Here is a 25,605-nt window from a genome sequence, read left to right as displayed (position 1 = left end):
ACTCGCGTCGGATGCCTCCCTCAACCGCATGGTTTGCCAGTTCGCTCAGTGAGCGACAGGTGCGAACGTGCCTTTGGGCGTGAAGACGGTCGCGGATGAACCGAGTTCGAACTCTTCGACTCGGAGGTCACGATTGCGGTACAGTTTGCCGGATTCAAAACCGTAGAACGATGGCACAAACGGATCGATGAACGAAACGTCAGCCGATTTTGGGACGTCCATTCCGGTGAGAAAGTAACTCGCGTTGACGATCAGACGACGAAGGTCTTCGCTGCGAAAATCGACGGCGGCACCGGCGGTGGTGGCCACGCATTGACCGATTTTTCCGGAGGGGGCTTCGTAAGGTTTCAGCCAAGCCAACGGCATCATGGGATCGTTCTTTTCGTCGACCGGAGGAGCAGCGGCGTCGAGGTGCTTGATGACCATGCCTCGTAGCAAAACCGTGGCGGCGGATTCGTCGAGGTGGACAACGCCGTAGATGTCCGAGGGGGTGTAGATGTCGGCGACATCGTTCAAGATCGGATGGTTGGCGTTGTCTTCCACGATGACCGCCCGTCCGCCTTCGACTTTGTGTTTGCCGTGGTGCGAATGCCAGTTTTCACCGACCACGTTGATTCCGAAGTTGGCCCAGTCGTAGTCGCCGTAGTGACCGCTTTTGAACGCGTGGGTGGCGGTGCGATAGGCGATGATTGGCTTGCCCGCGTTGATGAATTTCAAAATTGGATCGAGCTGGTCGTCCGGAAGAACTCGCCAACGCGTTGCCAGGATCATCAGGTCAGCGTCGTTGAGTGCTTCCGTGCCGGGGATGTTGTCGATCTGGTACGGGTTGATGCCGCCGGTTTCCTTGTCGATGGCGAACAGCACCGTGCACTTGAAGCCGTGAGTTTGACTGAGGATTTTCCCGAGCATCGGGCAGGATTCTTCGGTTCGATATTCTTCATCGCCTGAGATCAGCACGATGTGTTTGCCGTTGGCCTTGCCTTCGGCGGGTTCGAACACGAGGTGATCCGCGGCGTGAACCGCGGTCAGAGTTGGAAGAAGACAAACCGCGAATGCGAACGCAGCAGCGACAAAGCAGCGTTTTTTCATGACAGCTCAAGCTTGAGTCAGGGGACAAGATGTGTGGCGAAGGAGGCCACATCATATCTCAAGCGAGATCCGTTTGGGGAGCAAACGTCGAGCGTTGTCTGCCTGGGCAGCAACCCAGTGAAGAGGACCCGTGCGGTCGCTTATCGCAGGGCGTGACGCGGGTCGCTGCGGCGTGCCTGCGAACGAAATTCGTCTGCGGCGGCTTCGGGGTAGACCGTGTTGATCATCCCACCGGAACTCAATTCGTAGCCAGCCAAGCGACCAATCCGCGGTGCCAGTTCCAGGCTCCAGTGATGCGTTTCTGCGTCGCGTCGGTTTCCGGGTGGTGCGGTGTGGATCATCATGTTGTAGGCGACACCGGGGATCACCGCTTCCAGCCAGCGAACGCTTCGCAGGACCAAGCGGGCCACTTCTTCATTCATCGAGACCGAGAGATCTTCAAAGCAACCCACGTGTTCTCGCGAGGTGATTCGGATCAGGTACGGGAACCGGCTGGCGTGAGGGCAGTAAGCCACGAGCGAGTTGGATTGATGAATGATCCGTTCTTTGCGTTCCAGTTCGGCCTGCAAGACATCGCACTGCAAGCAGCGTCCGTGCCGGGCAAAGTGGGATCGCATGCGATGATTGACTTCACAAACCGATTGTGGCAGGTGATTCGAAGCGATCAGTTGGCTGTGGCTGTGTTGCAGGGAGGCTCCCGCGTCGCGGCCGACGTTCTTGAACAAGCTGATGAACTGAATGCCGGGTTGTTGACGCCAATGACGCATCCGAGCCGCGTAAGCAGAGAATGCGAGAGCGATCTCGGCCAGATTCAGTTCGCTGAGCGAGCGGGTGTGGCGAGCGGCTTCGATGATGACTTCGTGCCCACCCGAGGCAATTTCTTCGACAAACAGGGATTGGGCCAAGCGAGAGACGCGAGATTCATTTTCGCTGTCTTCATGGTTGGGTTGAACTTCGACCTTGCATTCCGGTTTGATCGCCGGGAACAGATTGGGAACCACACGAACGGTCCAATTGGCTGATTGAGGAACGGCTTCTTCGTCCTCCGACAGTTTTGCAGACCAAACGGACGCCGGTGTTAGTTTTTCGTTGCCATGGCAGAAGGGGCAATCCATCAACGCATCATGTTTGGGCCGATGAGATTTGAATTGATCGGGGCGACGAGCACGGCCGGGCGCAAAAATCGTCCAACTGCCCGAGATCGGATCCAGTCGTGAACGACCGGTTTGAACATGTGACTCGTTGGGGAAGTCAACGTGGGCACCGTCCTGACGCGGTTGTTCCAGGATTTCGGCGTCGACCAAGCGGTCCACCAGCAATTCGGCACGCTGTGACGTCGCGTTGCTTTCGGCTTCCGATTTTAAACCGGCTGAGCTGCTGCGGTTTGAATCGGGGTTGTCACGAGCGGTATGCAGATCGGAGACACTTTGCGTTTCCACGCAACTCTGTTCCGCTGGTGGCGAGTGTTCCGAGGTTCGAGAGGTCTCATTCAAAGCAATTCGGCGCGGATCGATGTGGACTCCTGACTTTTGTGTCTTCATCGATTCGACTCTTGGTCTTGGGGCCGAAGGTAGAGTGGTTGCCACTCCCCGCTCAAGTTGCTTCTCTGCAATGTAGCAGTCTCCAACCCAGATGCATCCCCATTTTCGCCTTCCCGGGGCGAAAACGACGGTTGTGAGTCAGTTGGAGGATCGTCTTCGTCGATTTAGGGAAATTGTGCGGGCATAAAGCTGAATGTACTGGTCTGCACTTTTCCTCCATGTCCAATCTTGCCGCATCCCGAATTCAACCAGATTTTTCCATTTTTCAGGCGAGTGATATCGAAGCTGCAGTGCCCGGTTGATCGCGTGGTCAAGAGCCCCGGCACTGTTGTCGTTGAGATGGAAGCCGGTGGCACGATTGGCAGCCAGGTTCGCAGGCGTTGCGTCCACGATCGTGTCGGCCAACCCGCCGGTGCGGGTGACAACGCAGGGCGTTCCATAGCGAAGGCTATAGAGTTGGTTCAGTCCGCAGGGCTCGTAGTGGCTGGGCATGACGAAGATGTCACTGGAGGCCTCGATGCGATGCGCCAGTGCATCGCTGAAGCCGATGTAGGCGGCCAACTGATCCTTGTGTTCTTCCGCCAATTCACGCAATTGCTCTTCAATCTTTGGATCGCCGCTGCCAAGCACAACCCACTGGGTTGGACGTGACTCGGCAAGGTGCTCACGCAGCACAGGAAGGATCAAGTCCCATCCCTTTTGATCTGCCAAGCGGCCGATCAAACCGATCAATGGAACGTCGGGATCCTGCGGCAGTCCCACCTCAGCTTGCAACGCGAGTTTGTTGTCGATTTTGGCGTCGGCCCAATCCGTGACGCTGTAGTTGCGACTGAGATTCGGGTCGGTTTCAGGATTCCAAATGTTGGTGTCGATCCCATTGATGATTCCCTCCACCGGTTGCGGGATGCCTCGAAGAATGGAATCCAATCCGCATCCGTACTCCGGGGTTTGAATCTCGAGGGCGTACGTGGGACTGACCGTCGATATCACATCCGACGTCACCACTCCGGTTTTGAGGAAGTTCAGTTGGTTGTAGTACTCAAACGATTCCGGTCGGAAATGGTCCCAGCTCAGTCCTGTCCAGGGGAATGCATCGAATCCAAAGTTGCCTTGGTAGGCCATGTTGTGAATCGACAGCATCGTGGCGATGGTGGGTGACTTGGACGCGTTGTCGGACGCTGCCCGCATCAATGCCGGGACCAGAGCGGACTGCCAGTCGTTGCAGTGCACCAAATCCACGGGCCAACCGAGTCGCGACATCGCGATGATCGCGGCGCGGCAATAGAAAATGAAACGCTCGGCGTTGTCGGGGTAGTCACCGTTGGCATCGCCATACAGCGACGGACGTCGGAAGTATTGCGGTTGGTCGATGAAGTAAACCGGAACCTCCGCCGAGTCCTCTGGATCGTTGGGATCTTTTGGCAGGTGGCTTTTCAACAGCCGGCAACCGATCAGCTTTTGGTCCGACATCGGAACGGCAAAGCTGATGTCAGTTGTCTCGATCGGTTGCAGGGACCGTTCGATGGTTGAAAAAGCGGGCATGATGACCGCACAGCGGTGGCCCTGGGCAGCAACCACTTTGGGCAACGTGCCGCAGACGTCGGCTAACCCACCGGTTTTCGCGAATGGGACGGCTTCAGTCGTCAGGTAGACGATATTCAAGGCAACGGTGGGGTTCTACAAGGTTGCGAATCAGGAAAAACAACGGGACGAAGAACATTCGTCAAAAAGGTATCCGGTGTCGACGTGCCAGACAGAATAAACTAGGTCAAAGTTCTATGTGATGCCGGTTGAACCGGTCTGCCGTACCTTCTTCTCGTCGCCATGCCGCTGCAACTTGTTGATTTTTGGAAACGGATGGTCCAAAGCGGACTCGCCGACGCCTCCGTCCCACCAATCTGGGCGGCCGATTTTGCGAACGATCACGGGGGAAAACCGCCTTCGAACGCTGCGTCGCTGGCCTCTTGGTTGGTCAAAACCCGCCGTGTTGAGAAAGATCCTCTCTCGAGAGTGCTGAAGCACGCGACCTGGGAAGCCGATTTCCCAAACACGCCTGTTCTACGGATTGCACCGTTGACGCTGGTTGCGGCAGAGAAAACGGCTCCCTTTCCGTTCACCCATTGGCTGTCGGTGACTTGCGACTCCGCGCAAAACGGCGAGAAGGCAACCGCAGGGGTTCTGCGGCAAATCGATCCGGCAGGTTTGCCGGCCGAGGCGGCCGCCAATCTTCGTGCCCACGCTGAATTGACGCATCCTTCGTTGCAGCCGATCGAGATCGTTCCAGTGCGAAACGGTCCACTCGGCGAACCGGTTGGAAGCCGTCGAGATTTTGCGGGTTTGTTCAGCCCCTTGCCCTCCGGGCATTGTCTGAGCCCACCCGAAAAAACTTGCACTGTCCAGCAGACTGTCGCGGGGCTGAGCTCCCTTTTTGACGCGGCGATCGCGATGCACGCGAAAGGATTGGTTCACGGCGGGATTCATTTTGATCGGATTTGGGTCAGCGATTCTGCTCCGTGGTGTTTGCTTCGCGATCCGTTTGCGACGTTGACAAACTTTTCCACCCAGGACGTCACGGTCAATCACGAAGCCTGGTTGGAGTCGTCTCCAGCGAGTCGGACCCACTGGTCTCCCGAAAGACTCGCGAACCCGAGCGGTCACGTGCCGAACATCAGCGACGATGTTTTCGCTTTGGGGTGTTTGGGATTTGCACTGCGATATGGGCGTCCGGCGTTCGATGCTCAAACTCGGAATGCGTTGCCCATTGAATTGACCACCGCGGTCGAACAAGGTGCCTCGGGCGACCCGTTGTGCCGAGTCTTGGCGGCCGCTTTGGCGACCGATCCCAACGCCCGATTCGCGAGCGTGGAACAATTCTCGCAAGCATTGAAGGTTGCTGCATCGGCCACTCCCGCAGTGGTGACGTCCAAGGTGGAGCAACCCGTTGCGGATGAACGAAGACCTGCCGAGGTCGCCGAGCCAGCGACTCAGTCGACCAAGTCCAAACGGAAGGCAACGCCAAGCACTCCGGAGCCTGCCAAGCCAAAGCAAGCGGCTCAACCCAAACGGCCCGCGGACGTCCAATCGGCAGAAGAAATCAAACGCGCCGAGGAGTCGAGCTCGCCAAAGGAGTCGAGGCTTCCCGAGCAACCCAAGCCGGTCGAGGAACCCAAGCAGCCCGAGAAGTCCAAGCCGGTCGAGAAGTCCAAGCCGGTCGCCGTTCCAACGAAGCCAGCTGAACCCGAGCAAGCCAAACCGCCTGAGGAAAAGCCATCCAAGAAGACAGAGTCCGTGTTGGAGTCGAAGGCCGCCGCGGACGATAGCGTTCGTCCCGTGGCGAAAGATCCTGGCGAACCGAAGCCGAACCAGCCGAGCGAACCCGCTGCACCTTCGGCCGTGGTTCCAACTCGCAGACGAAGAAAACGGCGCAATCAAAAGGCTTGGTACGGGATCTACGCGTTGTGCATTCCCGTGTTGGTGTTGGTCGTGATCTTGGCGACGCGAGACAAGAGCCCGCAACAGGTTGCCAAGCGAGTTCGTCCTCCCGTCCCAAAATTCATCCCGCGGGTTTCCGGCGACACCGAGCTTTCGAGCGAGGAGCGGCAACGGACTGCGCCTGTTCGACGCCCTGCCCCCACCGGGATCGAAGTGGTCGACAATGAGCAGATGCTGTGGGCACCACCAGACTTGCAAATCGATGGGGCTCAAGTCAGTCGCGCGACGGGATTGCTGCCTCCGGGGCCCGCTGCGGTGGTCACGATGGATTGGCAACGTTTGCGTCAACTCGGTTTGTTGGAAATGTTCGGGCCCGAAACACAGGGCTGGTTGGAATCACTGAACCAGTGGTCGGGCGTTCCCTCAGAATCCATTTCGCACGTCGCCTTGGCGTGGTTCCCCGGCGAAGAAGGTGTCCCAGAAGTTTCCGCAGCGATTCGTTTGAGCGATCCCCTGTCTTTGGAAACGTTGTTGGATGTTTGGGACGTCTCGGCCGCGCGAGGTGCCAGCGGCGAGACGATTTATGCCGGTGACACTCGTGATGCATTGGCGTACTTCCCCATGACTCAGGGGCGTCCCGCCGAAGCAGCGGATGACTTGGTCGATGCGTTCGCCGTGGGATCCATCGCCCGTGTCGGCGAGGTTGCTGAAATGGGGGGGGCACCGGTCGTGTTGCCGCGATTGCTCGAAGATCTTTGGCAATCCGCTCGGCCCAACGATGCGATGGCCTTCCTGACCCAGCCCAACTTTTTGGTCAGCGATGCACGGAAATGGATGGAGGCGACATCGCCGGCTTTGATTCCTTGGATTCGACAAAACCTGTTGGCCGATTGCGGTGGCATTCTGATTCGCGTTGCGGCAACCGAGGAGGCTGGATCGTACGTTGAAGTTCGCTTGGCGACATCACCCGGGGTCGACCCCACCGAGTTGGCCACCCCGCTGCGAGAACAACTTGACAACGCACCACGCTGGGCGGAAGACTTCGTGGTCACGCGGGACATCGATCCCTCGTGGCGTTTGCTGGCCGCGAGACTTCCATCGATGTGGGCGTTCGCAGAAGAGAACGTGCGCGCCGGTCGCGTGGACCGCAAATTGGTTTGGAACGCCTACCTGCCGCCGTTGGCGCTGCCGCAATTGACGCTGGCGACGTTGCTGGCAACCAACACGACGACGGAACCTGTCTCGGAGGCGATGGCGAGCAAGGAAACGAAGTTGTCGATCGATGAAATGCTGGACCGAAAGATGTCGGTCAGCTTCGACCAAGAGTCGTTGCAGTTCGCGGTCGACACGATTGCCGAAGAGTTCAATCGCGATTTGCCGGAAGGCAACCAGTTGCCACCGATCGAGATCATCGGCGGCGACTTGCAGAAAATGGGCATCACCCAGAACCAACAGATCCGCGACTTTGCAAAGAGTGATGTTCCGCTGCGGACGGTGCTGACGGATTTGGTGCTGGGAGCCAACCCGGACCGAACCGCGACGGGACCGGACGATCCCAAGCAAGCTTTGGTATGGGTGGTGAAACCGGACAAGTCCGCGATCTTGATCACGACACGTTTGGCATCCGACGGCCAGTACGAATTGCCATCCGAGTTTGTCCGTCAAGCGAGTCCATGACCGCTTTCGTTGCATCCACTCGCGCTGGGTGAAGCTCACGTCACTCAAGGCCGGCAGGCGTTTTTCGCCGGGGCACGCAGGTTTTTCGACTTTATCCGTGAACTTCAAACTTTTTGTGTAAGGGGATCGCTGCCAGCGGTACCAACACAAATAGCGAGACTTCGTACGGATCCCCTGAGCGAGAGCTACCGGTGCAAGAAGAGGATGCCAAATCGCTATTCATTGATTGGCTGGAGAGGCACAAAGCTTCGGTCGTTCAGGTAGCGCGTGCTTACACGCTTGGCAGCGAGGAAAGCCAGGATCTCGCTCAAGAGATCTTGCTTCAAGCGTGGCATTCTTTGCCTCGTTTTCAGGGGCAAGCCAGTCCGGCAACATGGTTCTATCGCGTTGCACTGCATACCGCGATGAATTGGCGACGCAATGATCAACGCCGGCGGACGCATCAGCAACCACTGCTCGAAGTGCAAGCACTGCCATCTGAGTCAGCGGATTCCAGTCAGCAAGTCGAACAGCGAGAAACCGTGGAGCAACTTTACAAGGCCATTCATCAACTGCCGAAGTCCGACGTCGCTCTGGTGCTGCTGTACTTGGACGAACTGACCTACCGCGAAATGGCCGGCGTGCTGGGGATATCTGAGAGCAATGTCGGAGTGCGACTCGGTCGTGCAAAAAAAGCACTCGCCGAATTGCTGAACGTCGAAGTCGCGGAGGCCCAGCACCATGAATCTTGATAAGTTTCAAAAAGCCTGGAAGGCCGATGCATCGGAGTTGAAAGTGACATTCGATGCCGAGTTGCTTTCACAGCAGGTTCAGCAGTCGCATGACCAATTTCGCACCATGATCTTTTGGCGGGATGTCCGTGAAGTCGGCGTGTCGTTGTTGCTGCTCCCGGTTTGGTTGGTGTTGGGGATCGGCTTTTCGCTGCCGTGGTCGTGGTGGTTGACCGTTCCGGTGTTGCTTTGGATTGCGGGCTTCATGCTGATCGATCGCAAGCGACATCCCAAGGCGTCCAGCGATCCCGGGCAACCGCTGTTGTTCTATGCGAAGGAATCGCTCACTCAGGTCGAACATCAGATTTGGCTGTTGCGAAACGTTTTTTGGTGGTACCTGCTGCCGTTTACGATTTCGCTGATGGCGTTCTTCGTCCATCTCGCCTGGAATCTCACTGGCACTTGGTGGGGATGCCTTCTCATTGCGGCACCCTTCGGATTGTCTCTGTTTTACGTCTACCGTCGGATTTACCGGCTCAATCAAGATGCTGTTCGAGAGCAGTTGGTGCCTCGGCAAGAACAATTGCAGAGAATCGTTTCATCGTTGGAAAGCGACGATGTTGGCGACGCCGCCGAGGTTGACGAACTGGTGGATCTCGTCTCATCGCTTTCTGAAAACGATCCGATAATCGAGGGCAATCCCGGGGCAGCGGAATGGTTTGAGAATTGGAACCGAATCGTACCGTCATGGTGGATCGCGGCGATGATTCTCCTGCCGACTTTGATGGCAGCCTACAGCGGCTACCGATTCGCATTTGACAAAGCAGGGCCGGTGTTCTTTCAATCCGTGGTCATGGCCGTGATTGTGTTCGAAATCCTGTTCTTCGGGCGTTGGTACCTCACTTCCAAGCGATACAAGGAACAACCGTTGTCGGGAGCGTACTCGAAGCGACTAGGCGGTCCGGCAATCGTTGTCCTGGTCACGCTTCTGGTTGTTTCTGCCTTGGCCTTTGCAGCCATCTTCTCTTTCGTCGCCCAAACCAGATCCAAAGAATCATCCCGTGCGGAAGTCGTCAGTGCGTTGGACCCTCCCGTGAACGCAGGCATGTACGCCAAGGTGGCTCCGTTCTCAGACGTGCGCTGGGAGGACGATTTGCCAACCATTCGTCTGGCGAGTACTTGGGCTCAGCTCAAGTCAATCGATGGGATCCCAATCGAAGAACTCATGTCATTCGCCAACGAACAATACGGATCGACAGCACGCAAACGCTTCACCGAAGACTTCGTGGAGGTGGTCTCAGAAATGGGGCACGATCTGGATTGGGAAGTGGAACTGGAGCTTCAGTTCCCAGATGGCGAGGTCAAAACGGTGCGAGAGCGAATGACCGTTGTCAATCACCGCGTGGCCGCCATCAACCTTCAGATCCGGACTCAATACAACCTTTCACAAGAAGAGCCCGAGGCCACGGAGTAGCGTCATGGCAGTTGGGCTCCAGCGATGAGTCTGCTAAGCAGGTCGGCAGGTGTCATCGGGTATGTGAGCCGTTTGGCGTTAGCCACAGTTCCCACGCAAAACCGGGGCTGGCGCTGGGCTGCGAAATATCTGGTGTGACGGAACGCATTCGGTTACGCAAGTTTTCATCCCGGTAGGGATTTCAGATGGTAGCCGTCGGTAAGCGATCGCGCCACCGACGGACCTGTAGCCCACGCCGCCACTCTCCATCCCGCCGTGGCCGATGGCCACGGCGGGATGGAGAGTGTTTTTTGGGACGCTCGGTTTCCGGGGGTACGCTGCTACGCAGCAACCCCCGGCTACCATCTGACATCCCTACCGGGATGAAGAAAGACAGCGAGCCGGAAGAAAAATTGCATTCGCTATCCGAACGCCAACATCAAACATTTCGCAGCCCAGCCTAACGCCCAAACGGCTCACATGATTATGCCCAATCATTCCTGCGTACCTGCTTGGCTGGTCATTCGAATCGGATGAAAACGAATCCCAACCATTCGCAGAACGATTCAGAAACCGTTGGAATCGATGACTTCACCCCCATTCCGGCTGCCGAGGGCGTTATAGATTTCTGCATCGATTTCTTGCGTGATCGCACGCACGCTGCCGTCGCACAACGCGAATTGAGCGAGTCCGACGTGAGGAGCCGAGAGCCCCTTGTCATCGCCATCGAGTTGGTTCGGACGAAATTGAGTTTCGAAAAGTACCATGTGACCATGGTCGTCTTCGAACTCATCTCGGTCGTGCACGGCAGCGAACCAGGCGGTTTCGAAATGGCTGTGTCCGCCGGGGGATGGCGTGCTGACGGGAAGCGGGCCGTTGGTTCGTTCCCCCAACGCCAACGTGTTGGACAGCCCATCAAGAATGTCCGCATGCCTCAAGTTGCTGTTGCGAAAGAACACCCCGTCACTTTCCAGCGGCGTGTCGTCCAAATTGACCGCTGCAGTGGATGGACCCCAGTTCGCCGCATACGACGCACCGGCATATTGAAGGATCGGTGTCAGGGTGTCATCACGGACGACAAACTCTCCTTCGGAATAGGTGTCCGACGGACATAGGAAAGTGGGAAGCGATGTTTCTCGTGCAGACAAGTTCTCGATGTCAAAGGTGGGTCGATCGAAGTGGATCGTGTCGTACAGGGCTGCTTGTTCGATATGGGGCAGGATCGCACTTCCCCAAGAAAAACCTTGGTGGTTGGCAAGATACATCGCTCCTGGTTCGCCGAATTTGTGCAGGTATCCCGGCGGAAACTGTTGGAAGCTCGATTCGTAGTTGTGGAGCCCCAACGCGAGTTGTTTCAGGTTGTTGCTGCACGACATTCGCCGGGCAGCTTCGCGGGCAGCCTGCACGGCTGGCAACAAGAGCCCGACCAGGATGCCAATGATGGCGATCACGACCAACAATTCGACCAGGGTGAATCCGGTTTGCTTGCCATGATGGAATCGACTGCGGGGGCGGAGACGAGAGTGGTTTCGGTGAAAGAAGGACATGTATTTGAGTGCTTGTTTGAGATTGCACGCTCGCGCACGCCGACCCAGACAACGCACAGAGCATGCGGCATCGGATCGCGAAAAACACGGAACACGCAGGGTGAGATTGAGGCATCAACGAATCGAATGCCATCAACCCCAAGGGACACGAAAGAAAGCGACAGTCAAATCGCTTGAGGAGGCGGAACCAAGGGTTCCGCGTGTTCGCATCCTGGGACGAGCGAATTGGCAAGCAACATCCAATCGCTCTGGTGTGATCGCAGAAAATGATCGCCAGTCGGTGGCAGCGGACTTCGGATCAGAAGCACCCGAAGAACGAGGTTCTTCGTGCGTTGGTGGAGTCCCATGGAGACAGAGTCTCGTTCGTGTTGCTCCGTCGTCGTGAGCACGATGAATTCCATGCCGAAGAAACGAATGTGCGAGTGCAGATGACTGCCAACGATTTCGCCTTCGACGTGCGACGTTTCCGTCTCGTGAGAATGGGAGGCATCGTGTGAATGCGAGTGCCCGCCGTGATGCGAGTGCCCGCCAGCATGCCAATGAGCGTGGCCATGCGAATGTGGATGAGAAGGCAATTCAGCGAGACGCGACGCAGGAAGGTTGGATTCCAATGGAGGTGGAATCGAATCGGTCGACGGCGCGATCGGGTGGCTGTGATGCTCACCCCACTGCAGTCCGACGCTCACCCATGCAAGCATCACCAATCCCAACGCCATCCAGTAGCGAGATGGAGACCGGATGAAGGTGTGATGAACGTGCAACGAAGAAACCGTGAGTCAACCGACAGGCATTGGGAGGTGAATCTGGGGACGGCAGTCACCATACTCACTGGGGTTTTGAACGCCAATCGGGAGGCCTCGAACGAGCGGTTTTTCGTGCGTTCCCAACGAGATGGTCATCAAACCCTCACACCGCAGCGCGTCACTTCGGTTGCCATGATTCATCGAAGAAGCCCGCCGCGATCACCTTGCCAGGGTCGCGGGACGTGGAACCTTCGCTGACATTCAAGATCGCCCAGTCGGGTAGCTTGGGGGTCTGGCGAGCATTGTTCAAATAGTCGTACTCGCGAAACGTGAATCCGCTGTTGATCACGACGTAGTGATTCGGGCTTTCTGGGTTGGGATAGATCATCACTGGCACATGTCCAGCACGGCTGACCTGATTGGTGCCGATGCTGATTCTGTCCTTGGTCCACTGCAGCGGCAGTTGAGGCAACAGTTTTGCGATCACTTGGTTGCTGCTGGCATCACCAAACAAAATCACGTTTTGATCCGCCATCATCTCTGCGTTCACATCGGTGTCTTGGACGACACGCACGTCGCCGCGGAAGTGCAGTCGCCAATGGTCCATCGCGTGCTTGGATTCATCCTGGATCCATTGCTCGACGACGGGATCTTCAGAGGTTCCTGATGGCAGCACAAACACAAATCGATCCATCAAGGCATCGTCGATGGGACCCTGCAAACCAGGTCGTTTGCGAATCGATGCGGAATCATCGGTGGCAACCTTCCACGTTCCGTCGAACATGAACTCAGCCGCGAGCGATCGATCCGATCCCACCATTGGACCGGTGTTGGTATCAACGACTTGGTTGCCATTGATCATCACGCCAATGCGTCCAGATGGTTTTCCCGGCCATTGGCCGGCATCAAAGTTCACTCGCAATCGAGTCACCTTTTCGCACTCGATCATGATCTGATCGTCGTCACCAGCGGGTTTGGTCAGCACGGATGCATCGATCGTTGCTGGCGTCCAGTGCTGCTCCATTCCAGTGACTTCGATCCAGTGCATCCGCGAGTAACGCAAGGTCAGTGTTGTCAGGTGGACGTTGCGGGGGACACCAGGTGCAACCTGTCGTTCGATCAAATCCAGCCGTCTGGCAATTTCTTGTTGAGCGTCGGGATGGATCTTGTGAGCGGTTTGTGGACCGATCAAATGCACCAAGTCGATTCCTTGTTCTGACAACGCTGATTCCATCACGTCAGCGGCCTGTTTCTGGCGGTCGATTTCGCCGCTGTACGCGATCGTTGGCAAATTCCGCAGGTTGCTCGCCCAGGGCGGGCAGTCGTAAAGCTGCCACAACATTTTTTGGTGGGAGGGAGCGGTCCCGGCCGCGTCTTCGCCTTGGAACACTTTTAGGAACAATGGCGTCTCTGAAAAACCAGCGCCGGGCGTGGCCGCAAAAAACTGATCCGCATAGTGCGTCGCGAACTGCCAGCATCCCGCACCGCCCATCGAAAACCCTCGGATCGCGATGCGTCGATCATCGATGGCAACGCGGCGTTGCAAATAATCGCGAAGCTCGAGGACATCGATCTCGCCCGCAAACTTAAACGCGTTGCTGTAGCGACCATAGGGATGGGCCACGATCGCGGACTCGGGCATCGGTTCATTGCCGGCCCGGTAGCGATCCGGATCGTTGCTGTGTTTGCTCAAGAACGCCAACTCAGACGACTTTTCGCCTCGCCCGTGCAACCAGATGTCCAAGCGGATGGGCAGCGCGTCAACGGCATTCACGTTCGCTGGGACGACCACACCGTAGGGTTGAAACGAATCGTCGATCTTGGATCGATAGCCACCTGCAATCAGTTGGTTTTTGTTGCTTGTTTCCAGTCCCACCACCTCGGCCCAGGAGGCACCGGCCGCGATTCGATCAATGCGATCGTTGGCCATGTTTAGCAATCGCTCCGCGTCGGCCAATGCTTTCGGTGAGTAGAAAATCGATTGCTCGATGGACATCTCGACCGCCCGTGGAAACACCAAGACCTCGGGTTCGAGGTCCAGCAACCGGGCCATTTCGGTGGTGTTTGGTTTGGGGGAGGCTGCGGCCTCGACCCGTTGTTGCCAACGGTCACGAACCAAGGTTGCCTTGGATCGCAGCGAGTCCAGTGGATCGGTGTCGAGGTCGATTCCGGGTGGTGGGATCGGACGCACGTTTTCCGCTTGGTTGTCAGCCGGTCCATCGGCTAGCAAAGGAGAGACGGATGCCATCGCGAGGCATCCGCACGCAGCAAGTCCACGAGTCAACGACAGAATCATTCGAGCCAAATCCGCCAAGAGTGCAAAATCAGAAAGTGTTTTCGGTTCACAAAAGCCAACAGCATACACAGAGTGAAAGAGACGGAAGTCGCGTCCGACTCGCTCTCAGTCAGAACCGTACTGCTCCAGCCACTTCTGAAGTTCATCGGTGTCGAGCATCGCATCCAAGTTGGGGCCGCTCGGCGGCGCGGCGTCCGATCGTTCACTCGATGGGTTGCTGGGCTTCTTTTTCGACTTGCGTTTTGATGTCGCCTTGGGGATTTTGACCATGCGGATTTCCCCTTCCAGCAAAGCGTCCAGCCATTCCTCGGAATCGAGTGGCAACGCTTTTTTGCGTTTGGCGGCCGCCTGCAATCGGTGATCCGACGAGATCACGGTCAGTGACTTTGGCGTGGGGTGCGCGAAGATGATCTCTTCGATCAAATCATCGGCTTCGGGGTAGCCGACCGCGAAACGAACGTCCATGTCGGCAAATGACATCCGATCGTTCACGCCGTGTGGCGGGTTGCGTGCGTCGAAGACCACACATGTTCGACTGCGGATGGGATCGGTCAGATGTTCCGAAAGTCGGTTCAGCAACAGCTGACGTTCGTCATGCAACCAATTCGCCGACGCACCACGTGACGGAGGGGCCACTGGCCCGATCACGTTGTATCCATCGATGAGCAGCAAAGGGAACATGTGACATCGATGCGAGGGGTTGAATCAGTAGGCTTCAGGTTGTTTCCAAACGACGAGCAGTGTCCGGAACAGAATGCGGATGTCGAGAAACAGCGACCAAGAGCGAATGTATTGGTGATCGAAATGAATCCGTTGTTCCATTTTGTCGACCGTTTCTGTTTCGCCGCGGCAGCCGTTGACTTGAGCCAAGCCGGTGATTCCCGGTTTGACTTTGTGCCGCATCATATAACCACGGATCAAACCGCGATATTGTTCGTTGTGGGCGGAGGCGTGAGGCCGCGGACCGACCAAGGACATCGACCCTTCGATCACGTTGAACAATTGTGGCAGCTCATCCAAGCTGGTTTTCCGAAGGATTGCTCCCAGGGGAGTGATTCGCGAATCGTTGGCGGTGGCTTGTTTGACGACCGCTCCATCGTCGCAGGTCGTCATGGAGCGGAACTTCCACACTCGAATTTCTTGGCCGTCCAGCCCGTATCGACGCTGACGAAAAAACACCGGACCGGGCGAAGTCAGCTTGACGGCCGCGGCGATGATCAACATGGGAACCGAAATGGCGAGCAAACCGGCGGTTGCGAGGATCAGATCCGCCGCGCGTTTTGCGACGCCATCGATGCCGAACATCGGTGATTCGGTGACGCTGACGGCTGGTAAACCACCGACTTGTGTCCAGCGAGCATGCAGCAGTTCGAACACGAAGAAGTCCGGGACAATGTAGACCGACGCCGTCGAATCGCTCAGCTCATCCAAGAGAAAACGAATCCGTTTTTCAGCTCGCATCGGAAGTGTCACCAACACGGTTTCGACCTCGCCCGATCGCGCCGCCGCGATCAAGTCGTTGAGGTCGCCCTGCAAGGTGCTCGCGGCGACCGTCGCCGTGGAGGCTTGCTTTGAGCCGTTGTCATCGGAAACAGTTTCGTCCGCAGCATTGGCGTCCCGAGACAAATTGCGATCGTCATAGAAACCGGCGAATTGCAGACCGAGTGACGAGTCCGATTCAATGTTGGTTTGAGTTTGGTGTCCGAGTGTGTTGCAGCCTGCAATGGCGACACGCCGCGTGCCGACACCGCGGTGCAGCAAGCCAACTTGCACGATTCGCAAGCACATTCGAGTCAGCCCAATCATCGCGGGGCAAAGCACGCACCAGGACAGAATCACAGAGCGGGAGAAGTATGGGCCGTAGCGGGTTGCGAAGGCGAGGACACTCAGGACCAAGATCGTCAGCGTCCAGGTCGCCAGAACGCGAATGATTTCGCTGTCCGTGCAACCACGACGGTCACCTCGTTGCAGTCCCGTGAGCTGGCTGCTCAGGAAAAACACGATCACGGCAATCAACCCCATTGCGAACGAGGCGTCGTCGACATGGCCTCGTGCAGCGAACTTGACCAGCACCAAGGAAGCCAAAATCGAGGCGGAATCCAGGCATGGTTGAACAAAGTCGTACCAATGACGACTGCCCAAAATCGAAACGGATTGAGCTGAATTCGCAGAGTTCGACGATGCGGAAGAGGCGTCCGAGTGAGGTGACGGCATGGTCGGTGTACAAAGAGGAAGTGAATGACCGCTACCAACGGCCTGATTTCCCCAACACTAGGTTGCGAACCCGTCCAGCCAGTCCATTCCCAGGTCCAACCAAGTGGCTTGATGGGTCAAAGCTCCACTGCTGATCCGGTCCACACCAGTCGCAGCGACCTTGCCGATCGTATCGATCGTGACGTTGCCCGACGCTTCCAGCTCAACCGCCACCCCCAGTTCATCTCGCCGTGCCACGGCGCGACGCAGGTCGTCCAGTGAGAAATTGTCCAGTAGCACAATGTCGATGCCGGTCAGGGCGACTTGCTCGAACTGCTCCAGGGTGTCGACTTCGATTTCGATCATCGACGGTGCCACCAACTGATTGACACTGGCTCCTCGCATCGAAACGGCCCGGGTGGCGGCTTCGCCAGCGGTCAACGTCGATGACGGATCGCGCTCGCTGCGTCCGAGTGCGAGGTGGTTGTCTTTGATGAGGAATCCGTCGTAGAGCCCCGTTCGATGATTGTGGCCGCCTCCACAGCGAACGGCGTACTTTTCCAACCGACGCCAACCGGGGGTGGTCTTGCGAGTGTCATACAGACGGGCGGGGTGTTCGCCAATCGCGTCAACGTACTGTCCCGTCAGCGTCGCCACGCCGCACAAACGCGAAAGGATGTTGAGCAGAACTCGTTCGCTGGTCAGCAAATCTCGAGCGGACCCGGACAAACGCACGATCGGCTGGCCGGGAACAAGCGGGGCGCCTTCCTCGATCAAAACGTCCACTTTCAGGTCGGCATCGAATTCATCGACGATCCACGGGGCCAACGCGATTCCGGCGGCGATCCCGGTGCAACGTGGGACGATTTGGCATGCTCCGCGGCGTTCGGGAGCGATCATCGCCACGGTGGTCCAGTCAACGGCGATGTCCAAGTCTTCTGCGATTGAGAGACGCACCAATTGCCGCAGGTCATTTTCCAGGGCGTCGTCGAGTTGAACGGGGCGATAATCCATGGCGTTGATTCAATCGAAGCGGAGCAGTTTCACGGAAAGCGTTTCCCGCATTGTTTCGGCTGGCGGCGGTGCCAGCAATGCGTCACCAGGGGTTTGGGATTGGAAAACCGTGGCTCATCCCTTGATTGTCACCAAATCGCGGTTGCCAACGTGGGTTCGGTTTCTTTACAAGCCGACCTTGTTCATTTGTTTCCGTTGCGAATTGGGGTCACCATGCCTTCGCCCTGCCATCTCGTCGTCCCTCGTTGTTTCGCTTGGGTTGCGTTGGTGATTGGGGTGACCGTCATGGCTTTGCCGCCTGCGCATGCGCAGTTGCCCTCCCGAGCAGAAGTGGAAGCAGCGAAGAGCATGCCTCTTCCAACCGACCCGGCCACCGTGTTGGCGGTGGTTGGACAGGGACGGATTCTGCTGGGTGAATTGAAACCCAAGGTCGATTCGGAACTCACTCGGATGCTCGCCCAGGCCAAAACCGAAGTGCCGGAGGCTGAACTGCACTACGTGAAGTTGCGGATGACGCGCAGCCTGCTGGCTCAAACCATTCAAACCCGAATGCTTCGCGAAGCATTCTTGCTCGATCAAGTCGGCACCCAGGCAGCGGACAAACGTCGGGAAGCGGAAGCGACGATGGCCGCCAAGGCTCGTCAGATGTTCTTCGAAACGGAGTTGCCCGGCCTGAAAAAGAAGGCGGGAGTGGATTCCACTGCCGAGCTGGATGAGCTTCTTCGCAAGGAAGGTTCGTCGCTCGCTCTTCGCCAACGAGAATTCATGGATCAAATGCTCGGGCACTTGTACATCCGCGGCAAAGTCAACAAAGACCCGTCGATCTCGCTGGCAGAAATCGTCCTGTACTACCAAGAGCATCGTTCGGATTACGAACACAAGGCACGTGCTCGTTGGGAGCAGTTGACGGTCATGTTCAGCAATCATCCAACGCGTGAAGCCGCGATGAAAGCGGTCTCTGAAATGGGCCGCGAAGCCTTGTACGGGGGCAGCATGCAAGCGGTCGCGAAAGCGAAGAGTGAAGAGCCGTTTGCGAGTTCAGGCGGTCTGCACGACTGGACCAATCAAGGTTCCTTGGCATCGACGATTCTCGACCAGCAAATCTTTTCGTTGCCAACTGGCAAGATGAGTGAAATCATCGAAGACACCGACGCGTTCCACATCATTCGAGTCTTGGAACGCGAGGACGCCGGTGTGTCACCCGTCGGGGAACTGCAAGACAAAATTTCAAAGATACTTCGTCAACAGAAGGTCCTCGAAGCCCAACAAAGCGTGATGGTGGAAGTTCGGCAACGTGTTCCGGTTTGGTCGTATTACCCCGACGACTTCCCTGGAGCAAAACCGTTGACTCAGGTTTCCGCTCGACCGGCGATGCAAAGGTAGACGGCATGACCGATTGCGCAGCACGGCATCGCCCCCTTCGGAGTCAGCACGTCTCTCGAAACCGAACCTCGCCTCGACATTCCGGTTTTGGGGTGCGGTGGATGGCCATTTGTGGATTGGCATTGATGTCGGCCGGATGCGGTCAACTCGCGTATCGGCTCGGAACCGACTTTCCGTCTCAGTACGTTCCCAATCCGCTGGATCTGCCGCCCGTTCCGGCTGATTTTCTCTGGTCGCAAGTCGTTGATTCAGTCGACGATGTCTTTCGGATTTCTCGAGAGCAACCGGTGGTCAATCAGCCCGGTGCGGTGCTGGAGGGCAGGCTCGAGACCAGTTACCGAGTCGGCGGTTCAATCTTGGAACCCTGGCGAAAAGACAGTTCCCCTGGCTTTGAACGTTTGCAGAGCACGCTGCAGTCCATTCGCCGTCGAGCGATTGTGCATGTTCGGCCGCACTCCAATGGGTACGCGGTCGAGATCATTGTCCAAAAGGACTTGGAAGACACGGATCGGACGCAGTACGCCACCGAAACCACCGCAGGCCAACGACACGACGGTTCTCGAACCAGTCGTGTGGATGACTTCGATGACAACCCGCAAACGCTTGGTTGGATTCCCTTGGGCCGAGACACGACGCTGGAACAAATCCTGTTGCAGGACATCTTTCGGCGTGTCACCCAGAAAGACACGCCTGGCCTGCTCAACCACTGATTGTTGGGAAACTCTGCTGCCGGAGCCAGGGACTTGTCGTAGTGGACGAGGTTACGAGTCCCTCGTTTCTCACTCACTTGAACGGACTCGTGACCTCGTCCACCACCCTCAGTCTCGATGATGACGAAACGCTACGCTTTTTCGGCGGTGACCAGGGCCTTGTCACTGATGTCTTTGCGACACCAGGCACCCTGCCAGCGTATTTCTCGCACGGCCTTGTAGGCCTGCAGTTTGGCGGCGCTGATGGAATCGCCCATTGCGGTCACGCCCAGAACACGTCCGCCCGTGTTGACGACTTCGCCATCGACGCGTTGAGTGCCGGCATGGAAGACCTTGACATCTTTCATTTGATCGGCGGCTTCGATCCCCGTGATCGCGTGGCCTTTCTCATAGTCTGCCGGGTAGCCTTCGCTGGCCATGACGACGCAGATGGCAGGCCGTGGATCAAATTCCAGGGGACCGGTTTCTTCGAGTTTGCCATCCACCACGGCCTGCATGACATCGACGAGGTCCGTTTTCAATCGCATCAACAACGGTTGGCATTCGGGGTCGCCGAAGCGAACGTTGAATTCCAGGACCTTGGGACCGGCGGGTGTCAGCATCAATCCGGCGTACAACACGCCTTTGAATGGCCGGCGTGAACGCTTCATCGCGTGCACGATCGGGACCAAGATGCTGGATTCCACTTTGGCCAGTGTTTCTTCGTCCAGAACCGGCGCGGGACAGTAGGCTCCCATGCCACCGGTGTTGGGACCGGTGTCGCCATCGTTGGCTGGTTTGTGGTCTTGAGCCGGTGGCAAGGTGACGATCGTTTCGCCATCGGTGATGGCCAGCACGCTGACCTCCGGACCGGTCAGTCGTTCTTCGATGATCAGTTCTTTGCCGGCGGCACCAAACTCTTTGCGAGCCGCGATGCGATCAATCGCTTCCAGGGCTTCGCTGCGAGTGTCGCAAACGACGACGCCTTTGCCGGCGGCCAAGCCATCGGCTTTGACGACGACGTTCACAGGATCGGTCGGTTCGCTGAATCGATCCTTGATGTAACGCGACGCGTCGTCGGCGTTTCGGAACGTTCGGTAGTCCGCGGTGGGAATGTCGGCGGACCGCAGCAGGTTTTTGCAGAAGACTTTGCTGCCTTCCAGTTCCGCTGCCGCTTTGCTGGGGCCAAACGCCCGCAGTCCCGCGTCGGTCAACGCATCGACCAAGCCAGCAACCAAAGGAGCCTCGGGACCGACAATGACCAAACCGACGTGGTTTTCTTTCGCGAATTGGATCACGGCGTCGTGATCGGCGGGATCCAAGTCGACGTTGGTCGCATCCATTCCGGTGCCAGCGTTGCCGGGGGCAACGAAAACGGTTTGCACGTGACGGCTCTGTTTGACTTTCCATGCCAGGGCATGTTCACGTCCGCCAGAGCCGACAATCAGCACGTTGTATTTACTCATCGAGTGGTTTGACTCGCAGGTTCTTGAAGTAGGCTTTGCTTTGTGGGTCGTGGGCTTGCAAGGCAAACGTGCCTTCGCCCAACCGGCGTTCGAAGCGATCCGAGAACGCTTCTTGTTCGCTCGGTTCGGTGTAGTCCACCAGGGTCTTCCCGTTGACTTTCAGTTCAATGTGTTTGCCGCGAACGATGATTTCTTGGGTGTACCATTCGTTGTCGCGAATTCCGTTGGCTGCCAACGTTTCCGCGTCGACATTCTCGACCCCGTAAAGCGAACTGGTTTTCTTGGGGTCTTTGTGGCTGACGTTGACTTGGCATTCGTAGCCATGCTTGGGCCAGTCCGTTGCTTGATACTTGGTGTGAAAGTAAATGCCGGCGTTGCTTCCGGGCATCAATTTCACGTCGGCTTGGAAGTGAAAGTTCTTCAGGGGAGCCAGTTCACCGGTGTAGAAAAGGTGGCATCGCTCACCTTCGCAAACCAGCATCCCATCGACGACTTTCCAGCTGTCTGGATTCTCGGTTGACTTCTTCCAGCCGTCCAGCGACTCGCCGTCAAACAGCGAAACGAATCCCGTTTCATCTGCTGTCGGTTTCTGGGGGGCGTCATCCGCCATCGCGATCGAGGTGACCGAGAGGGCGGAAAACAAGGCAGCGACGGCAGATAGGATCAGCAGGCGGGGACGGAACATGCGTTGACTCAGCGGGCGGGGATGGCGGGCTAGACGCTGGCCAACCGGTCCAGCATCACAGGGTCATTGGGTGAGGGAGACATCGGGTCGACGCCCAAAGTTCCCTGCAACGATGCAATATAGTCTCCCGACTCAGCCAATTGGCGTTGTTGGATGGCATATTCGTACTGAGCCTTCATGTTCAGTCGTTCGGTCGCATCGGCGTTGAGTGGATCTTCGATGAACGTCTGCAAACTTTGCTGCATCGATTTCCAGTGAGCGATGTCACGCTGTTGCTTGGCGTCCAGGCGACGGCGATACCACTCGCTGCTCATCAAGGATTCGCGTGTGAAGAGATGACGGACGTCCGGATGGTCGATGGTTTTCCCGTTGTGGTTGCCATGCACCATGATGTCCAGGGCAGCACGCAGCGGCGGGCAAGCCAACTCGTACCCGGAGTCTTTCAGGTAATGTTGCGCCACGCGAGCTTGTGCTTCCGCGATTTGCAACACGCCATCGGCGAACGATTCTTGGTCCTGTTTTTCAGGACGCAAAATCGGTTCAGGGAAGACCTTCGACGGGTTGTCGAAAACGCGAGCCAAGTAGGTGCGGACAAACTTGTCAGTGATTCGATAGCCGAGTCGGCTGGCGGGAATCTTCTGACCGTCTTGTTCAAAGTCCTCGACTTTTTCCAGCATGCCCGCTTCGATCATGCAACCGGGGTCGCGTTCTTCGGCGGTCATCCGGCACCACACCTCAGGGATCAACAGTGAGATGTCGTGTCCGACTTCCAGGTTGGGGCCGATATGGCCGGCTGGCGTGCTGAAGCCGCCCAGGTCGGTGAGGATCATCGACACAATCACGGCGTTCAAATCGATCGCGGGGTGCAGGGCGTTGAAGGGGCCCTTCGTCAACGCGCCTTCGCTGCCTGCACCGGTCGTGCTGGGGCTTTTGCCCGTCAGGGAGCAAACGTAGTCCATCACCAACTCAGGAAGTTCCTGGTAGTGAAGCGGCGAGTAAACCGCCAGCGAGCGGATGCCAGCTTCGGCGTCTGGTGGATTGTTGCGACGGCCGGACAGCACGGCGCCAACCGGTGTCAGCACGGCTTCGTCGGCAGCCAGTCTGCGATGCAGCTGGATCCCTCGCATCGCCACGTACGTTTCGCGAGGGTACGCCATGTCAGGGCGATCCTGCAGGTAGCGGGGGTTCTTGGTCGGTTTGCCATCGACCAAACGCGGGTTGGCGGTGCTGACGACGTAACCGTCTTCGGATTCGGCAGCGGTTTGCAGCAACTCTTCCATCGGGCCAGTGAATTTGTCGAACTCGATTGCATCACGCATGATGTCGCGTGCTTGCTTGCTGGTCAGCGGTTCGAAGTTGCTGATGAAATTGCCGGGGGCAGCCAAGTCCGCTTCGGTTTGTTTGTCCAAGCCACGATGGATGGCATCGTCGGGACGTTGGAACAAACGGTATTCGCAGTTCTCGACGAACTTGTAGCTGGTCGCTTCTGCGACCGCAGACCCGACGTCACCGATGCTGCCCGCGGGAACAACGATGCTGGCAGAAATATCATCTTCGCGTTGGACTTTGGACGAAGCGATGAAGTCCTGGCGGAGTTTGAAGGTCCGCCACTGCGAGTTTTCGAGTCCCACCCGCAGGTAAGTTCCCACCAACGGGCGGCTGCCCATTTTTAGTTCGTGTCCCGGTGATCCATTGACGATGTCGACGCCAAAGGTTTCTCGCCAATCGGCGCTCATGCCGGGGGCAGCGAAGCGTTTGATGATCAATGCCAGAGCGTAAACGTGCTCGGGAATGCTCTTCAGCCACGCGTTGTAGTCGTCGTTGTACTCGGGGCTGGGGGTCAGCAACTTGATCACGCTGCCCAGCGAGCGATTGGGATCAAGCACCTTGCGGCTGTCGCGTTCGGTGTAGTCGGTGCGACCGGTGTAGGAATCAGACCAGCGTGTGCCGTAGTCTTTGGAGAAGATGTCGTCGACCAATTGGAAATCGACGTCGTGGTCTTTGACGAAGATCGGTCCGTACAGCATGTAATCTCGAAGACTCTTGCTGATTTCGCTCTTGCCGCCACCACTGACCGTGCAGGGTTTGTGACAGAAGACACCTTCGCCGACGGTTCCGACCAAACGCCAACTCGGTGCCGAGGGGTGTTTTTGCAGTTGGATTTTGTAACCGCTCGGCGCGATGTAGATTTCATCCGGCGACAACGGGATGGATTGCTGTCTGCCAGTCACATCGGTCCAGCGAATGCAGCGTTCGCGAAGTGTTGCCAGGGCGTCTTCGGGAATGTAGATCACGCTCGGATGAGTGCGGTCGATGCCGTAGCCCGCCGGTTGAACGTCGATGAAATCGCCATAGCGTTTCGCGACGTCGGCAAAGGTTTGGCCGTTGTACAAGCGGCTGTTGACTTGGAATTCATCGCCCAACGAATACGAAGCAAACGCGATGGCTCCGCCCGAGTGCTCTTCCTCGGCGTTGCCCATCAGGTTCGCGGCGTAACTGAGTTGGGTTTTGACTTCTTTTTTGCAGTAACCGTAGTAGTTGTCTGCGATCAGAGTCACGATCACGCCATCGCTGTTGCGGCAGGTGGCCTTGAACGCACCTCCGTCGTTGTAGAGTTCTGTTTCGGATTGCCAGCACATCCGGTCGTGTCGTTGCCGCTCAGTTGCATCATCGTAGTGGGGCAGTCCGAGTTCTTTTTTCGTCAGTTGAGTCAGGTGAGTCGCCAAAATCACACACCCGGTGTGACCGCTCCAGTGCTTGGCGTCCAAGCCAGCGTCGCAAGCGGCGATCAACGGATCACCCGCGTTGCCAAAGATCGATTCGACAAAGTCCAGGTTGCTGACATCGTTGCCCGGCACGAAAAAGCGAGTTTCCATTGACTTGGATTCGCTGTAGCCGGGAACGCCCGGGGCAACCAGCGGTCGCAGCATCAAGGACACCCACGATTCAGCGGGGTGGGGTGAGCTGTGGGTGTAGGGCAACTCCATGTCGGCAGCGGGGGGCTGCATCGCGGCGCGGAACAGATTGACAAACACGTTCTTGGGGACCACGCGTTTGTCACCTGGAATCGGCAATCCGCCTTCCACCACGTGGAACGTTCCGGCCGTGGTGCGACGGTCGGCTCGTGGGTTGTTCAAGACACCGTTGAAGCAGCGGTACGATTTGACTTGTTCATTCTCGAAGCAATTGCCACCCAGTGGCAAACTCAATTCGCGAGCCATCCCGTGACGGTCGAGGTTCAACGAACGACTGGGGAGCGTCAATGGTTCGCTGCCGACTTCGTCCGCGAAGTAGGTCGCCAAAAACGATTCGATGCGATGGTCAATTGGCGGCTGATGCTGCCGAAGGATCGCGTTGCGTTCGCGAAAACTGTCCAGCATTTCGCGTGGGAACGCGGCGTCGGGACGTTCCTGGTCTTCTTCGCCCGGAGGCATCAATCCAGCCAGCGCCAATTGGAACGAGAGATAGTTCTGGAGTCGTTGTCGTTGTTCCGGAGTGGCGGCAAGCATCCGGTCCCAGCTCAAGGCGCGTTGAAGTTCTGTGGGTTCTCGCAGCAAGGCCATGACAAGTTCTCCGGTTCGAACATGGATGAGGGGACAGCAAATCCAAGCCGGAACAATGGCGGAGCGGTGACGCTGAGGACCACGGAATGCAATTGGCACCTTGCGAATCACACGTGACAACTGT

At 57.3% G+C, this 25,605-nt stretch carries 17 protein-coding genes; 5 read left to right on the top strand and 12 right to left on the bottom strand.

The window, feature by feature from the left end; translation table 11 throughout:
* Nucleotides 1-45: 45 nt before the first annotated feature.
* The 3 genes from UH5x_RS10430 to glgA form a co-directional block, all read right to left on the bottom strand.
* Nucleotides 46-1,089, bottom strand: a complete 1,044-nt coding sequence (locus tag UH5x_RS10430) for a ThuA domain-containing protein (RefSeq protein ID WP_047813171.1) — start codon at nt 1,087-1,089, stop codon at nt 46-48.
* A gap of 140 nt (nt 1,090-1,229) precedes the next feature.
* Nucleotides 1,230-2,630 carry a galactose-1-phosphate uridylyltransferase gene (locus UH5x_RS10425; RefSeq protein WP_482635624.1) on the bottom strand — a complete coding sequence of 467 codons (1,401 nt, stop codon included), beginning with the start codon at nt 2,628-2,630 and terminating at the stop codon, nt 1,230-1,232.
* Nucleotides 2,631-2,768: 138 nt separating this feature from the next.
* Nucleotides 2,769-4,292: a glycogen synthase GlgA gene (gene glgA, locus UH5x_RS10420; RefSeq protein ID WP_047813169.1), complete on the bottom strand. Its 1,524-nt coding sequence runs from the start codon at nt 4,290-4,292 to the stop codon at nt 2,769-2,771.
* A gap of 162 nt (nt 4,293-4,454) precedes the next feature.
* Here glgA and UH5x_RS10415 point away from each other — a divergent pair, with 162 nt between their 5' ends.
* The 3 genes from UH5x_RS10415 to UH5x_RS10405 all read left to right on the top strand — a co-directional run bounded on the left by UH5x_RS10415 (nt 4,455) and on the right by UH5x_RS10405 (nt 9,923).
* The gene (locus tag UH5x_RS10415; protein ID WP_482635623.1) at nt 4,455-7,739 is read left to right on the top strand and encodes a protein kinase family protein; all 3,285 of its coding nucleotides are present in this window, start codon (nt 4,455-4,457) and stop codon (nt 7,737-7,739) included.
* Between the two features lie 191 nt (nt 7,740-7,930).
* Entirely contained in the window at nt 7,931-8,470 is a 540-nt protein-coding gene (locus UH5x_RS10410; protein WP_083434786.1) for an RNA polymerase sigma factor, read from the top strand.
* On the top strand, nt 8,460-9,923 hold the full coding sequence (locus UH5x_RS10405; protein WP_482635622.1) for a hypothetical protein: 1,464 nt from the start codon (nt 8,460-8,462) through the stop codon (nt 9,921-9,923). Before UH5x_RS10410 ends, UH5x_RS10405 begins: the two co-directional genes overlap by 11 nt.
* 545 nt (nt 9,924-10,468) lie before the next feature.
* Here the strand turns inward: UH5x_RS10405 and UH5x_RS10400 are convergent.
* The 6 genes from UH5x_RS10400 to nadC form a co-directional block, all read right to left on the bottom strand.
* Nucleotides 10,469-11,449 (bottom strand): DUF1559 domain-containing protein, encoded by a 981-nt coding sequence (locus UH5x_RS10400; protein ID WP_102017617.1) that lies wholly within the window; start codon nt 11,447-11,449, stop codon nt 10,469-10,471.
* 164 nt (nt 11,450-11,613) lie between these two features.
* Nucleotides 11,614-12,147, bottom strand: a complete 534-nt coding sequence (locus tag UH5x_RS10395) for a hypothetical protein (protein WP_482635621.1) — start codon at nt 12,145-12,147, stop codon at nt 11,614-11,616.
* A gap of 223 nt (nt 12,148-12,370) precedes the next feature.
* Nucleotides 12,371-14,440 carry a prolyl oligopeptidase family serine peptidase gene (locus tag UH5x_RS10390; RefSeq protein ID WP_482635620.1) on the bottom strand — a complete coding sequence of 690 codons (2,070 nt, stop codon included), beginning with the start codon at nt 14,438-14,440 and terminating at the stop codon, nt 12,371-12,373.
* A gap of 153 nt (nt 14,441-14,593) precedes the next feature.
* A complete protein-coding gene (locus tag UH5x_RS10385; protein WP_482635619.1) occupies nt 14,594-15,169 on the bottom strand; it encodes an NYN domain-containing protein in 576 nt (191 codons plus the stop codon).
* Between the two features lie 24 nt (nt 15,170-15,193).
* Entirely contained in the window at nt 15,194-16,702 is a 1,509-nt protein-coding gene (locus UH5x_RS10380) for an undecaprenyl-phosphate glucose phosphotransferase (RefSeq protein ID WP_482635618.1), read from the bottom strand.
* Between the two features lie 57 nt (nt 16,703-16,759).
* Nucleotides 16,760-17,695, bottom strand: a complete 936-nt coding sequence (gene nadC, locus UH5x_RS10375) for a carboxylating nicotinate-nucleotide diphosphorylase (protein WP_482635617.1) — start codon at nt 17,693-17,695, stop codon at nt 16,760-16,762.
* 348 nt (nt 17,696-18,043) lie between these two features.
* Between nadC and UH5x_RS10370 the strand changes: the two genes are divergently transcribed.
* Both UH5x_RS10370 and UH5x_RS10365 read left to right on the top strand, forming a co-directional pair.
* The gene (locus UH5x_RS10370; protein WP_236696396.1) at nt 18,044-19,078 is read left to right on the top strand and encodes a peptidylprolyl isomerase; all 1,035 of its coding nucleotides are present in this window, start codon (nt 18,044-18,046) and stop codon (nt 19,076-19,078) included.
* A 125-nt stretch (nt 19,079-19,203) separates the two neighbouring features.
* The gene (locus UH5x_RS10365) at nt 19,204-19,788 is read left to right on the top strand and encodes a hypothetical protein (protein ID WP_047815622.1); all 585 of its coding nucleotides are present in this window, start codon (nt 19,204-19,206) and stop codon (nt 19,786-19,788) included.
* Between the two features lie 131 nt (nt 19,789-19,919).
* Here UH5x_RS10365 and purD read toward each other — a convergent pair whose 3' ends face one another.
* The 3 genes from purD to UH5x_RS10350 are packed head-to-tail and all read right to left on the bottom strand — an operon-like array spanning nt 19,920 to nt 25,481.
* Nucleotides 19,920-21,233, bottom strand: a complete 1,314-nt coding sequence (gene purD, locus UH5x_RS10360; protein WP_047815560.1) for a phosphoribosylamine--glycine ligase — start codon at nt 21,231-21,233, stop codon at nt 19,920-19,922.
* Nucleotides 21,226-21,918 carry a 3-keto-disaccharide hydrolase gene (locus UH5x_RS10355; protein ID WP_047815559.1) on the bottom strand — a complete coding sequence of 231 codons (693 nt, stop codon included), beginning with the start codon at nt 21,916-21,918 and terminating at the stop codon, nt 21,226-21,228. The genes purD and UH5x_RS10355 overlap by 8 nt, the downstream gene beginning before the upstream one ends.
* A 29-nt stretch (nt 21,919-21,947) precedes the next feature.
* Nucleotides 21,948-25,481: a PPi-type phosphoenolpyruvate carboxykinase family protein gene (locus tag UH5x_RS10350; protein WP_482635616.1), complete on the bottom strand. Its 3,534-nt coding sequence runs from the start codon at nt 25,479-25,481 to the stop codon at nt 21,948-21,950.
* Nucleotides 25,482-25,605: the final 124 nt, after the last annotated feature.

Source organism: Rhodopirellula sp. UH5, assembly GCF_056839225.1.
The sequence above is the reverse complement of the archived record's forward strand: the minus strand, read 5'-3'. Positions and strand labels throughout refer to the sequence as shown.